We start from the raw sequence: 12917 nt of genomic DNA, 5'->3' as shown, positions 1-12917 counted from the left end.
TCAAAAACCCTGAATTATAAAGCTTTTTTCGGCCGGCCCGCCGGTTTCAACGGCGCCGCCATTGCAGCCAGCGTTCCTTGCCCCGGAACACGGGGATCGAATCGTCCACGGCCAGATCGGCCACGCAGTCGAAATACGGCGCCAGCAAGGCGTCCAGCTGCGCGCGCGCGATGCCGAACGGCGGGCCCTTGGGCGCGTCGTCGAAGAAAAAGAAGCCGGCCAGCAGGCCGCCCGGCGGCAGCAGCGCGGCCCAGCGCGCGGCCACGTCCGGCCAGCGCTCGCGCGGCATGGCGCACAGGAACGCTTGTTCGTAGATCAGTTGCAGCGGGCGGGCCGGCTGCCAGCTGAAGAAATCGGCCTGCGCCACGCGGTCGGCCCAGCGGCCGGCGGCCGCCTTGCCGGCCGCCACGGCGGCGGGCGAGAAATCGATGGCCGTCGCGTCCCAGCCCGCGTCGGCCAGGAAGGCCAGTTCGCGCGCGCTGCCGCAGCCGGGGATCAGCGTGACGAGCGGGGCCGGCGCGGCCGCCACGAAGTCGCGCAGCGCCCGCGGCACCGCGCCGCGCTCCCACGGCGTGAATTGCTTATCGAAACGCTCATCCCAGAAGGCTGGCGAGCGCGGATCGCGTTCATTAAATTCCTGCATGGTATGGCTGCCGTTCCATAAAGCTGATGCATATTAAGTCGATCGTCATTCCCGCGCAGGCGGGAATCCAGGCAGTGCCTGAATTCCCTCCATGCTGCGCATCTGAACATGCGGTCTATGGGTTCCCGCCTGCGCGGGAAGTCGTTGCTCTGGGGGAGCAACGACGGTGACGGCTAATGCATGTTGTGCCAGCGCAGATACAGCTGGAAACCCGCCACGCCCAGCCCGAAGGCGCCGGCGAAATAGACCACGAAACTGAGCAGCCGGTTGGTGCGCTGCTGCTCGGCGATCAGCACGCGGATCAGTTCGCCGTCGTTGGCGGGCGGCTCGCCGGCCTGCTCCAGCGCGCGGTGCAGCAGGCGCGGCAGTTGCGGCAGCACGTGGGTGTAGCGCGGCGCCTCGGCCTTCAGGCGCTCCAGCATGCCCTGCCAGCCGACCTGGGCCGCCATCCATTTCTCCAGATACGGCTTGGCCGTCTTCCACAAATCGAGGTCCGGGTCGAGCTGGCGGCCCAGGCCTTCGATGTTGAGCAGCGTCTTTTGCAGCAGCACCAGCTGCGGCTGCACTTCCACGTTGAAGCGGCGCGAGGTCTGGAACAGGCGCAGCAGGATCTGGCCGAACGAGATGTCCTTCAGCGGCCGGTCGAAGATCGGTTCGCAGCAGGCGCGCACGGCCGACTCGAGCTCGTCGACGCGGGTGTCGCGCGGCGCCCAGCCGGACTCGATGTGGGCCTCGGCCACGCGCTTGTAATCGCGCCGGAAGAAGGCAAGGAAATTCTGCGACAGGTAATCCTTGTCGAAATCGTTGAGCGTGCCGACGATGCCGAAGTCGAGCGCGATGTAGCGTCCGAAGCTGGCCGGGGCTATCGACACCAGGATGTTGCCGGGGTGCATGTCGGCGTGGAAGAAGCCGTCGCGGAACACCTGGGTGAAGAAGATCTCCACCCCGTCGCTCGAGAGCTTCTTCAGATCGACGCCGGCCGCCTCCAGCCGGTCGATCTGCGACACCGGGATGCCGTGCATGCGCTCCATCACGATCACGCTGCTCGAGCAGTAATCCCAGAACATCTCCGGCACCAGCAGCAGGCTGGAATTGGCGAAATTGCGGCGCAGCTGGCTGGCGTTGGCGGCCTCGCGCATCAGGTCGAGCTCGTCGTGCAGGTATTTGTCGAACTCGGCCACCACCTCCTTCGGCTTCAGGCGCTTGCCGTCGGTCCAGATGCGCTCGATCCACTCGGCGGCGATGTGCATCAGCGCCACGTCCTCGTCGATCGACTTCTTCATGCCGGGGCGCAGCACCTTGACGGCCACTTCCTTGCCATCCTTGAGCGTGGCGAAGTGCACCTGGGCGATCGAGGCCGACGCCACCGGCGTGCGCTCGAAGCTCGAGAACAACTGGTCCGGATGATCGCCCAGCGACTTGCGGATCTGGGCGATGGCCAGCTCGGAATCGAACGGCGGCACCCGGTCCTGCAGCTTGGACAACTCCACCACCAGGTCGAGCGGGATCAGGTCGCGCCGGGTCGACAGCACCTGGCCGAACTTGACGAAGATGGGTCCCAGCTCCTCGAGCGCCATGCGCAGGCGCTCGCCGCGCGGCGCGGAAATGTCGCGCCAGAAGATGACGGTGTCGATCAGCTTGGCCGTGCGCGGCACCTTCAGGCCGGCGATGGCGATTTCATCGAGGCCGTACTTGACCGCCACCCGCAGGATTTTCAGCAGGCGTAAAAATTTCAATATCATCAATGATCCAGTGTCTGTTGCTTGGTGGCGCGGGCGGCCAGCAGTTGTTCCAGCTTGGCCACGCGCTTGGCGGCGCGCTCGACGTCGTCGCGCAGGCGCGTCACGCCGGACGAGAATTCCGCCACCACGGCCGGGCGCAGCAGCACGGGCCGTTCCTCGGCCAGGAATTCGGCCACGTTCTCGGCCAGCTTGCGGTGCCCGCTCTGCACGGCCGCGAACGCGGCGCGCGCGCCGGCCACCATGCGCACGGCCGCCACCGGCCCCACCACCTTCTCCAGGTCGTGCTCGGCTTCCCAGCGCAGCGACTTGCTCAGGCTGGACAGGCAGTTGGCGAACTCGGCGTCGCCCTCGATGCGCACGTAGGAAAACGCCCGCTCGCGGTTTTGCGCGATCAGCGGCAAGTCGGCCAGCTTGACGTGGATGGTGACGCTGGCCGGTGCGTCGACCTCGGCCACGGCCAGCATGCCGTCGGCCGACACGCGCAGGCGCACGGCGACGGACGCCGCGTCCACGCAGGCGACCTTGCCCGCGTGCGGCATCAGCTCGCGCCGCGCCCATGGTTCCTGGGCCAGAAGATGGTTGAGGGTGGCGGCGAGCGGCGCCAGCAGCGTCGTCGCGGGGAAAGCGGAGGTGGAAGTGGAAGAAGTCACAATGGTGTCGATAGGTGGCCGCACAAAACAAAACCGCCCGGAAAGTCGGGCGGTCTTGATCTTACCAGTTTGCGGGAAAACTGCCGCGGCGCAAACCGCAAAAACCGCTGAAAATCGGGACGCAACACAATAATTGCGGTTATTGCGCTGTGTCCCGTATTGCGAGGCTCAGGCCAGTTGCTGGATGCCGGCCAGCAGCCAGCCCATGCCGCCGTTGACGGGCTTGGCCAGGTTCCATACTTCATGGAACGGCTCGGCCGCCGCGCCCGGCGCGGAACGGATCATGCCGGTGAACTTGACGCTGGCCAGGTAATCGTGGTCCGACGTCTCGATGCCCAGCAGTTCGGCCTCGATGCTGACCACGTCCGTGAAGTCGGCCTGCGCGCCGCGCTCGGTGATCTGCATCTTCAGCTCGGCGAACACCTCCGGCGTGGTGAATTCGCGGATGTCGGCCACGTCGCCCTTGTCCCAGGCCGCCTGCAGGCGGATGAAATTGCCCTTGGCCACGCGCAGGAAGGTGGCCGTGTCGAAGTCGGCCGGCACGCCCCATGGCGTGTGCGGCGCCGCCGACGCCGCCGTCGGCTGGGCGTCGAAGGCTGCCGGCTGCAGCCGCGCGCCGATCTCGGGCGTGGCCACGTTGCCCTGGCCGCCGGAGTTGCCGCCGAAATTGGCACCGGCGTTGCCGCCGAAGTTGCCGCTGTAGACGGGGGCCGGCACCGGCTTGGCGCCGCCGCTCAGGCCGCGCAGCATGCGGATGATGAGGAAGGCCACGCCACCGAGCAGCAGCACCGTCAGCAACGAGCCGAACATGCCGCCGCCCATGCCGAAGTGCGACATCAGCGCGCCCATGCCCAGGCCCAGCAGCGCGCCGCCGAGGATGCCCTTCCACGGGCTGGCCGGTTTCGGCGGCAGCGCGGCCGGCGGCGCCACCGGTGCGGGCGCCGGCGCGGCCGCCTGGCGCGGCGCCGTGGGGGCCGGCGCGGGCGCCATGCGGCTCACGCTCTGCGACTGGCGTCCGAAACTGCGGCCGCCGCCCATGGGACGGGCCGTCGCTTCGGCCATCAGCGAGAGGGCGGACACGGCCAGCAAGGCGCCGACCAGGATCTTCTTCATGTTCATCGCGCTCTTCAGTTTGTTCTTACAGTTTGATGCCGGTGTGCAAAGCAGCCACGCCGGCCGTCAGGTTGTAGTACTGGACCCGTTCCAGGCCCGCCTCTTCCATCATCTTCTTCAGCGTTTCCTGATCCGGGTGCATGCGGATCGATTCGGCCAGATAGCGGTAGCTTTCCGCGTCGCCGGCGATCTTCTGGCCCATCCATGGCAGCACGTGGAAGGAATACAGGTCGTACGGTTTCTGCAGCGGCGCCGCCACCTTGGAGAACTCCAGCACCAGCAGCTTGCCGCCCGGCTTGAGCACGCGCCGCATTTCCTTCAGCGCCTGGTCCTTGTGGGTCATGTTGCGCAGGCCGAAGGCGACGCTGACGCGGTCGAAGTAATTGTCCGGGAACGGCAGCTTCTCCGCGTCACACAGCATGGTGGGGGTCAACAGGCCGCGATTCAAGAGCCGGTCGCGGCCCACGCGCAGCATGGATTCGTTGATGTCGGTCAGCCACACTTCGCCGGACGGGCCGGCCTGCTTGGCGAAGGCCTTGGCCAGGTCGCCGGTGCCGCCGGCGATGTCGAGCACCTTGAAACCGGGGCGCACGCCGGCCTGGGCGATGGTGAAGATCTTCCACAGGCGGTGCAGGCCACCGGACATGACGTCGTTCATCACATCGTATTTGGCGGCGACGGAGTGGAAAACCTTGGCGACTTCGTGGACTTTTTCGTCTTCCGAGACGGTCTTGTAACCGAAATGGGTGGTGTTGGTCATGGTGGGCAGCCTGTTAGTGTGCCAGCATTATACAAGCGCGGGGGGCAAACGCAGCGTGGGCGGCGTCAGGCCCGTCCCATCGGGGCCGCCGCCGCGCGCGCGGCCGGCCGCTAGTGCTCGTGCCCGGCCAGGCTGGCCACCACGGACAGCAGCGCGGCCGGGGCCACCGGCTTGGCCACGTGCGCCTGGAACCCGGCTTGCAGGCAGCGCTCCCGGTCCTCCGGGCGGGCGAACGCGCTCAGCGCCACGACGGGCCGCATGTCGCCGCGCGCGCGCAGGGCGGCGATGAAGTCGTAGCCGTCGCGGCCCGGCATGCCGATGTCGCAGATGACCACATGCGGATCGTCCGCCGCCACGGCGGCCAGGGCCTCGTCCACCGAGGCGGCGCAGGTGGGCCGGGCGTGCTGCTGCGCCAGGATCTGTTGCAGCACGCCGCGCGCATCGGCCTCGTCGTCCACCACCAGCACCCGCAAGCCATCGAGCATGGGCATGGCCGCCGCCGGATCGGGGCGCTCGGCGGCGCGGGCCTGCACGGCGCGCACCTCGACGTCGTTGCGGGCCCGGATGGGCAGGCTGATGCAGAACGTGGTGCCCTGCCCCACGCCGGCGCTGCTGACGCTGATGTGGCCGCCATGCAGTTCGACCAGGTTCCTGGCCACGGCCAGCCCCACGCCCAGGCCGCCATGCCGGCGCCGCGTGGACGAATCGGCCTGGCTGAAGCGCTCGAACACGAACGGCAGGAAGTCCCCGGGGATGCCCTCGCCCGTGTCGGCGATGGTGAGCACCATGTAGCCGCCGGCCTGCTCCAGCTGCACGCTGATGCGGCCATCCTTGGGCGTGAATTTGACGGCGTTGGTCAGCAGATTCCACAACACCTGCTGCAGGCGGGCCGGGTCGCCGCTGACCAGCGGCGCGGCCGGGTCGGCCACGCACGCCAGCGCGATGTGCTTCGATTCGGCCGCCGGCATGATCGACTCCATGGCGGCGCGGATCACCGTGGCCAGCGCCACGGGCTGCATGTCGAGCCGGATCTTGCCCGACGCGATCGAGGACAGGTCCAGCAGTTCGTCGATGAGCCGGGTTTGCAGGCGCACGTTGCGGTCGATCACTTCAATGCCTTTGCGCACGATGGCCGCGTCCGCGCAGTTGCTGTCGAGGATCTGGGTCCAGCCGAAGATGGAATTGAGCGGCGTGCGCAGCTCGTGCGACAGGGTGAGCAGGAATTCGTCCTTCATCAGGCTCACGCGCTCGGCCTCGCGGCGCCCGGCCCGCTCCTTGACGAGCAACTCGCTGACTTCGCGCTGGGCCGCCAGCACTTCGGCCGTGCGCTCGGCCACGCGCAACTCCAGGCTCTCGTTCAAGGCCACCAGGGCCGTCTCGACCCGCTTGCGCTCGGCCAGCTCGCGCTCCTTGTCGCGCAGGGCGTCGTTCAGCTGGGCCATGCTGGGGATCCGCAGCGCCCTGGGGACGAGCGGCCACAGCAGGACGGCCGTGACGACGGACGCGGCGGCGGTGACGGCCTTGAGCAAGGCGTCGACCCAGTAATCGGGGTGCCAGATGGTCCAGATGGCCAGGAAATGGGTGGTGCCGCAGGCGAAGATGAAGATCGAGAAACAGACGAAGATCCACGAGAACTGCAGGTCGCTGCGCTTGCGCACGAAATACAGCATGGCCACGGGGATCGTGTAGTACGCCAGCCCGATCAGGGCATCGGACAGCACATACGTCCACAACAAATCGGGCGTCCACAAGTAGCAGTGCCCGTGCGGCATGAAGCCGTCTTCGCTGAAAGTATTCGCCAAAAAGCCCAACATATGCCGTCCCCGCCTCGCCATGACCTGCCCGATCGCGCCTTACGCCGTTGCTGCGAATACAGATTGTACTGATTTGTTACGCCGCAAACGCAAATTCGGGCAACCGTGTCACACCGAGGTCGTCCGCCTGGCTTATCATGGACAAACAAGCAACCATGCGCGGACGACAAGTCGCCCGCCCGCGACCACATTGAAGGAGTGCACCATGACGCCAGCCGCAACGCCACCGAACGACCTGCCGGTCTACCGCCTGCTGACCGGGCCCGACGATTCCGCCTTCTGCCGCCGCGTGAGCGAAGCACTGGCACTCGGCTACCAGCTGCACGGCGCGCCGGCCGCCACCTTCAACGGCAAGCAAGTGATCGTGTGCCAGGCGGTTGTGTGGCCGGGGCGGTAGCCGGGCGGTGAGTCAGCTCCGCAATGGAGGAGCAATGCGACGCGCAGCAAACTGAGCCTCGACCTCCTCATTGGATAGGCCCACCCTGGCATGTATGGCGGAAAAAAAAAGGCAGCGCCAGGCGCTGCCGTTCGAGCTCAGTGGCGGCCGCCGCAGCCGTGCGGCTTGGGCGCCGGCGCGGCCAGCGTGGCGCCAGGTTCGCGGCCGCTGTCGCCGTCGAATCCGGCCGCCTGCAGCCGGGCCAGGTAGTCGCTCCACAGCTGCTGCTGGTCGCGGCCCAGCTTGTACAGGTAATCCCAGCTGTACAAGCCGGTGTTGTGGCCGTCCGTGAAGGTGGGCTGGACCGCGTAGTTGCCCACCGGGTCCAGCGCGGCGATGCCGACCTCGCGCTTGCCGAGCTGCAGCACCTCCTGGCCGGGACCGTGGCCGCGCACTTCGGCCGACGGCGAATACACGCGCAGCAGTTCAAATGGAATCGTGAAGCTGGCGCCGTCGTCGAAGCTGACGTCGAGCATGCGCGACTTGTTGTGCACCGTGAAGCCGGTCGGCAATGGGCTGTTGCTCATCGATGGCGTCCTTTCAGCCGCCCAGGCGGGCGACGATGTCGGCGTGCAGCTGCGGCAGCAGCGCGCGGCGCGCGGCCAGCACGTCCGGCAGCGAGCTGCGCTGGGCGGCGGCCCAGGTCGGATGGGGGAAGTGGGCGTCGTCGAGGTAGCGCGGGATCACGTGCCAGTGCACGTGCGGCGTCATGTTGCCGAAGCTGGCCAGGTTGATCTTCTCGGGCGTCATGATCTCGCGCTGGGCCAGTTCCACCTGCCACACGACATCCATGATCCAGTGCCGCTCGCGCGGCAGCAGGTCGCTCATCTCCTTCACGTGGCCGTTCCAGATCACGCGGCAGTAGCCCGGATACTCGGGCTCGTCCACGGCGATCACCGACACCTGGGCGTCGCGCCAGATCACGGTGCCGGCCGGCGCCGTGCCCAGGTCCATCGCCGCGTTCAGCTTGCACAGTTCGCAGTGTGTCGTCATACCAGCACCCTTTCAATGCCGCCGTCGTTGGCGCGCTTGACGTAGTCGGGCATCCAGTTCTCGCCCAGCAGGTGGCGGGCGATCTCGACCACGATGTAGTCGGCCGTGGTGCCCGAGTCGTCATTGTAGCGCGTCAAGCCTTGCAGGCAGGCCGGGCAGCTGGTGAGGATCTTGACGTCGCCGCCGAAGCCGTCGGCGCGCAGCTTGTCGGCGCCCTTGACCATCTCCTCCTCCTTGCGGAAGCGCACCTGCGTGGAAATATCGGGACGGGCCACGGCCAGCGTGCCGGACTCGCCGCAGCAGCGGTCGTTCTTCTCGATCTTCACGTGGTCGACCGTCTCGATCAGCGCGTTGACGGTCTTGCTCGACTCCTGGATCTTCATCGGGTTGTGGCAAGGCTCGTGGTACATATAACGGGTGCCCGTCACGCCCTCGAGCTTGACCTGTTTCTCGAGCAGATATTCGTGGATGTCCATGATGCGGCAGCCGGGGAAGATCTTCTCGAACTCATAGGTGGCCAGCTGGTCGTAGCAGGTGCCGCACGAGACCAGCACGGTCTTGATGTCGAGGTAGTTGAGCGTGTTGGCCATGCGGTGGAACAGCACGCGGTTGTCCGTCATCATCTTCTCGGCCTTGTCGTACTCGCCGCTGCCGCGCTGCGGATAGCCGCAGCACAGGTAGCCCGGCGGCAGCACGGTCTGCACGCCGACCTCCCACAGCATGGCCTGGGTGGCCAGGCCCACTTGCGAGAACAGGCGCTCGGAGCCGCAGCCGGGGAAGTAGAACACGGCCTCGGTGTCGGCCGTGGTCTTCTTCGGATCGCGGATGATGGGGACGAACTTGTTGTCCTCGATGTCGAGCAGCGCGCGCGCCGACTTCTTGGGCAGGTTGCCCGGCATCTTCTTGTTGATGAAGTGGATCACCTGTTCGCGCACGGGCGGCTTGCCGACGGTCGGCGGCGGCGCCTTGGTCTGCTTCTTGGCGAACTTCGACAGCAGGTCGTGGCCCAGGCGCTGCGCCTTGTAGCCCCAGCCTATCATGGCCGTGCGGGTGGCGTTGATGGTGGCCGGGTCGGTCGCGTTCAGGAAGAACATCGAGGCGGCCTTGCCCGGATTGAAGCTCTTCTTGTCCATCTTGCGCAGCAGGTTGCGCATGTTCATCGACACGTCGCCGAAGTCGATGTTGACCGGGCACGGCGTCACGCACTTGTGGCACACGGTGCAATGGTCGGCCACGTCCTCGAACTCCTCCCAGTGCTTGACGGAGATGCCGCGCCGCGTCTGCTCCTCGTACAGGAAGGCCTCGATCAGCGACGAGGTCGCCAGGATCTTGTCGCGCGGCGAGTACAGCAGGTTGGCGCGCGGCACGTGGGTCGAGCACACGGGTTTGCACTTGCCGCAGCGCAGGCAGTCCTTGACGCTGTTGGCGATGGCGCCGATGTCGCTCTGCTGCATGATCAGCGATTCGTGGCCCATCAGGCCGAACGATGGCGTGTAGGCGTTGCGCAGGTCGGCGCCCATGCCCTCCAGGTTCAGCAGCTTGCCCTTGTTGAAGCGGCCCTCGGGGTCGATGCGCAGCTTGTAGTCGCGGAATTCGCCGATCTCGTCGTCGGTCAGGAATTCCAGCTTGGTGATGCCGATGCCGTGCTCGCCCGAGATCACGCCGTTGAGCGAACGGGCCAGCTTCATGATGCGGGCCACGGCGTGGTGCGCGTCCTGCAGCATCTCGTAATGGTCGGAGTTGACCGGCAGGTTGGTGTGCACGTTGCCGTCGCCGGCGTGCATGTGCAGCGCCACGAACACGCGCCCGCGCAGCACGCGCTTGTGGATGGCCGCCGCCTCGTCGAGGATCAGCTTGAACGCGGCGCCGTTGAAGATCTGGCGCAGCTGGGCGCGGATCTCCTGCTTCCACGAGATGCGGATGGTGCGGTCCTGCACCACGTCGAACAGCGTGGCGTTGGGCTGGTCCTGCAGGCGCTGCGCCAGCACCGGCGCCAGACGCTCCAGGCCCAGCGCGTCCAGTTGCCCGGCCACGGCGGCCAGCGGCTGGTCCAGCTCCTTGAGCAGGAAGGTCCAGCGGGCCGTGACCTGCTCCAGCAGGGCGCTGGCCTGCTGCGCGCGGTCGCCCAGCATCTCGGCGTCCGTCACGCGGTCGTCGGCGGCGTCGTCGCTCTTGCCCACCGGCAGATTGCCGGCCGCGATGAAGGCCGACAGTTCAGCGGCCAGTTCCAGCTTGTTCTTGATCGACAGCTCGATGTTGATGCGCTCGATGCCGTCCGTGTACTCGCCCATGCGGTTGAGCGGGATCACCACGTCCTCGTTGATCTTGAACGCGTTGGTGTGCTTGGCGATGGCGGCCGTGCGGGCGCGGTCGAGCCAGAACTTCTTGCGCGCCTCCGGGCTGACGGCCACGAAGCCTTCGCCGACGCGGGTGTTGGCCAAGCGCACCACCTCCGAGGCGGCCAGCGCCACCGCGTTCTCGTCGTCGCCCACGATGTCGCCGAACAGCGCCATCTTCGGCAGCACGCCGCGCTTGGACTTGGTGGAGTAGCCGACGGCGCGCAGGTAGCGCTCGTCCAGGTGCTCCAGGCCGGCCAGGCGGATGGTGCGGAACTGCTCGCCCTTGGCCGGCAGGCCGTCCAGGTAATCCTTGATCTCGACGATCGACGGGATCGCGTCGCGCGCCTGGCCGAAGAACTCCAGGCACACGGTGCGCGCGTGCTTGGGCATCTTGTGCAGGATCCAGCGGGCCGACGTGATCAGGCCGTCGCAGCCCTCCTTCTGGATGCCGGGCAGGCCGGCCAGGAACTTGTCGGTCACGTCCTTGCCCAGGCCTTCCTTGCGGAACTTGCGGCCGGGGATCTCCAGCATCTCGGTCTTGAACGGCTGGCCCTTGGCTTCGCCGCGGCCGTTCGGATGGGTCCATTCGAGCTTGAACCTGGCCACCGGCGCGTCGTGGATCTTGGACAGGTTGTGCTCGATGCGCGTCACTTCCAGCCAGTCGCCGTTCGGGTCCACCATGCGCCACGAGGCCAGGTTGTCGAGCGCCGTGCCCCACAGCACGGCCTTCTTGCCGCCCGCGTTCATGGCGATGTTGCCGCCGATGCAGGAGGCGTGGGCCGAGGTGGGGTCGACGGCGAACACGAAGCCGGCCTTCTCGGCCGCTTCCGACACCTTGTTGGTGATCACGCCGGCGCCGGTGTGGATGGTCGCGTATTCATGATCGAGACCGGGCAGCACCTTCATCTCGACGGCGCCCATGTTGAGCAGCTTTTCCGTGTTGATGACGGCCGACATCGGCGTCAGCGGAATCGCGCCGCCCGTGTAGCCGGTGCCGCCGCCGCGCGGGATGATGGTCAGCCCCAGTTCGATGCAGCCCTTGACCAGGCCGGCCATCTCGTCCTCCGTGTCGGGCGTGAGCACGACGAACGGGTATTCGACGCGCCAGTCGGTGGCGTCGGTCACGTGGGCCACGCGCGACATGCCGTCGAACTTGATGTTGTGTTTTTCCGTGTAGCGGCCCAGCACCTTGGTGGTGCGCTTGCGCAGGTCCCAGGTCTGGCGGAATTCCTCGCCGAAGTCGGCCACGGCCTTGCTGGCCGCCTTCAGCAACTGCTCCACGCTGGCGCTGCGGCGGCGGGCCACGTCGGCCGCCTCGCCCGCCTCCGTCGTGTCGACCTGCAGGCGGCGCTTGTCCACCTCGGCCAGACGGTGCAGCAGCGCGTCGATCAGTTCCTGGCGCCGCTTGGGGTTGTCCAGCATGTCGTCCTGCAGGTAGGGATTGCGCCGCACCACCCAGATATCGCCCAGCACCTCGTACAGCATGCGGGCCGAACGGCCCGTCTGGCGCGCGCCGCGCAGCTCGTCCAGCAGATGCCAGGAGTCCTCGCCCAACAGCCGGATGACGATTTCACGATCGGAAAACGACGTGTAGTTGTACGGGATCTCGCGCAGCCGGGTGGGCGCGGGACCATGGGGCGTTTCGGCTAACAGAGCTTGGAGTTGTGCTGGGGCATTCATTGAGATAGACGTGTAAACTGAACCCGGGAGGGTCATTCTAGCGTATTGCGCCGCACCATGCCGGAACAGCCTTAGCCCGCCTAAGGACTATTCGTGACGGACGATGCCGAAATTAATTTGCATAATGGCGTGATCGCTGGCATGTTTGCGCAAATAGCAACTACGCCGACAAATATTATTCCGCTTTAAGTATAGTTCGCGAAATGACGTTTGCCAGCAAAATCAGCCCAGCCAGGCGCCGATCCGGTGCCACAGGCCGTCAGGCACGTACAACAGCACCGTCGTCATGCAAACATAGCGCGCCAGTTTGCCGGCCGCCATGTACCCGACGCTGGGCCAGAACGGCAGCCGCAGCCAGCCGGCCAGCGTGCACAGCGGATCGCCCACGCCGGGCAGCCACGACAGCAGCATGGTCCTGGCGCCGTGGCGTTCGAGCCAGTGGAACCAGCGGCTTTCGCGCTCGGCGGCGAAACTCTCCTTGGCCTGGTAGCCCATCCAGTAATCGACCATCCCGCCCAGCGTGTTGCCGAGCGTGGCGACCAGCACCACGGGCACGAACAGCGCGCCGTTGGCCTTGATGACGGCGAACACGGCCGGCTCCGAGCCCAGCGGCAGCAAGGTGGCGGACACGAAACTGATCAGGAACACGGACGTGAGCCCCACTTCGGGCACGGCCAGCACGTGCAGCAGCCAGCTGATGGCGGAAACGATCATCGTGATTTTGAGGATGGCGAAAGGTGTCCATTA

Annotated in this window: 11 protein-coding genes; 1 reads left to right on the top strand and 10 read right to left on the bottom strand. The window is 66.7% G+C overall.

The genetic code is table 11. The annotated features are described in order from the left end of the window. Positions 1-46 precede the first annotated feature (46 nt). The 6 genes from AC1RQG_RS02420 to AC1RQG_RS02395 all read right to left on the bottom strand — a co-directional run bounded on the left by AC1RQG_RS02420 (position 47) and on the right by AC1RQG_RS02395 (position 6680). Positions 47-643, bottom strand: coding sequence for a methyltransferase domain-containing protein (locus tag AC1RQG_RS02420; RefSeq protein ID WP_493127915.1), 597 nt, complete (start codon positions 641-643; stop codon positions 47-49). A 173-nt stretch (positions 644-816) separates the two neighbouring features. Then, a complete protein-coding gene (gene ubiB / locus AC1RQG_RS02415) occupies positions 817-2385 on the bottom strand; it encodes a ubiquinone biosynthesis regulatory protein kinase UbiB (protein ID WP_493127913.1) in 1569 nt (522 codons plus the stop codon). Next, positions 2385-3035 (bottom strand): ubiquinone biosynthesis accessory factor UbiJ, encoded by a 651-nt coding sequence (locus tag AC1RQG_RS02410; protein ID WP_493127911.1) that lies wholly within the window; start codon positions 3033-3035, stop codon positions 2385-2387. The genes ubiB and AC1RQG_RS02410 overlap by 1 nt, the downstream gene beginning before the upstream one ends. 168 nt (positions 3036-3203) lie before the next feature. After that, entirely contained in the window at positions 3204-4154 is a 951-nt protein-coding gene (locus AC1RQG_RS02405) for a Tim44 domain-containing protein (RefSeq protein ID WP_493127909.1), read from the bottom strand. 19 nt (positions 4155-4173) lie between these two features. After that, positions 4174-4908: a bifunctional demethylmenaquinone methyltransferase/2-methoxy-6-polyprenyl-1,4-benzoquinol methylase UbiE gene (gene ubiE / locus AC1RQG_RS02400; RefSeq protein ID WP_493127907.1), complete on the bottom strand. Its 735-nt coding sequence runs from the start codon at positions 4906-4908 to the stop codon at positions 4174-4176. A gap of 110 nt (positions 4909-5018) precedes the next feature. Next, a complete protein-coding gene (locus AC1RQG_RS02395) occupies positions 5019-6680 on the bottom strand; it encodes an ATP-binding response regulator (protein WP_493127905.1) in 1662 nt (553 codons plus the stop codon). Between the two features lie 247 nt (positions 6681-6927). Between AC1RQG_RS02395 and AC1RQG_RS02390 the strand changes: the two genes are divergently transcribed. Next, positions 6928-7119, top strand: coding sequence for a DUF1737 domain-containing protein (locus AC1RQG_RS02390; RefSeq protein WP_493127903.1), 192 nt, complete (start codon positions 6928-6930; stop codon positions 7117-7119). 137 nt (positions 7120-7256) lie between these two features. On the opposite strand, the gene AC1RQG_RS02385 is transcribed toward AC1RQG_RS02390, so the two are convergent. The 4 genes from AC1RQG_RS02385 to AC1RQG_RS02370 all read right to left on the bottom strand — a co-directional run bounded on the left by AC1RQG_RS02385 (position 7257) and on the right by AC1RQG_RS02370 (position 12884). After that, positions 7257-7685 (bottom strand): gamma-butyrobetaine hydroxylase family protein, encoded by a 429-nt coding sequence (locus AC1RQG_RS02385; RefSeq protein ID WP_493127901.1) that lies wholly within the window; start codon positions 7683-7685, stop codon positions 7257-7259. Positions 7686-7698: 13 nt separating this feature from the next. Beyond that, positions 7699-8151 carry an HIT family protein gene (locus AC1RQG_RS02380; RefSeq protein ID WP_493127899.1) on the bottom strand — a complete coding sequence of 151 codons (453 nt, stop codon included), beginning with the start codon at positions 8149-8151 and terminating at the stop codon, positions 7699-7701. Continuing rightward, positions 8148-12170, bottom strand: coding sequence for a DUF3683 domain-containing protein (locus AC1RQG_RS02375; RefSeq protein WP_493127897.1), 4023 nt, complete (start codon positions 12168-12170; stop codon positions 8148-8150). Before AC1RQG_RS02375 ends, AC1RQG_RS02380 begins: the two co-directional genes overlap by 4 nt. A 222-nt stretch (positions 12171-12392) precedes the next feature. Then, a complete protein-coding gene (locus tag AC1RQG_RS02370) occupies positions 12393-12884 on the bottom strand; it encodes a YqaA family protein (RefSeq protein ID WP_493127895.1) in 492 nt (163 codons plus the stop codon). Positions 12885-12917: the final 33 nt, after the last annotated feature.

It is taken from the genome of Rugamonas sp. GW822-FHT03B10 (genome assembly GCF_058801745.1).
The sequence above is the reverse complement of the archived record's forward strand: the minus strand, read 5'-3'. Positions and strand labels throughout refer to the sequence as shown.

Coding starts and splice junctions, on each gene's coding strand:
- ubiB (WP_493127913.1), bottom strand. CDS start 2,385: ATGATATTGAAATTTTTACGCCTGCTGAAAATCCTGCGGGTGGCGGTC.
- AC1RQG_RS02395 (WP_493127905.1), bottom strand. CDS start 6,680: ATGCCGCACGGGCACTGCTACTTGTGGACGCCCGATTTGTTGTGGACG.
- AC1RQG_RS02385 (WP_493127901.1), bottom strand. CDS start 7,685: ATGAGCAACAGCCCATTGCCGACCGGCTTCACGGTGCACAACAAGTCG.
- AC1RQG_RS02390 (WP_493127903.1), top strand. CDS start 6,928: ATGACGCCAGCCGCAACGCCACCGAACGACCTGCCGGTCTACCGCCTG.
- AC1RQG_RS02380 (WP_493127899.1), bottom strand. CDS start 8,151: ATGACGACACACTGCGAACTGTGCAAGCTGAACGCGGCGATGGACCTG.
- AC1RQG_RS02420 (WP_493127915.1), bottom strand. CDS start 643: ATGCAGGAATTTAATGAACGCGATCCGCGCTCGCCAGCCTTCTGGGAT.
- AC1RQG_RS02375 (WP_493127897.1), bottom strand. CDS start 12,170: ATGAATGCCCCAGCACAACTCCAAGCTCTGTTAGCCGAAACGCCCCAT.
- AC1RQG_RS02405 (WP_493127909.1), bottom strand. CDS start 4,154: ATGAACATGAAGAAGATCCTGGTCGGCGCCTTGCTGGCCGTGTCCGCC.
- AC1RQG_RS02370 (WP_493127895.1), bottom strand. CDS start 12,884: ATGATCGTTTCCGCCATCAGCTGGCTGCTGCACGTGCTGGCCGTGCCC.
- ubiE (WP_493127907.1), bottom strand. CDS start 4,908: ATGACCAACACCACCCATTTCGGTTACAAGACCGTCTCGGAAGACGAA.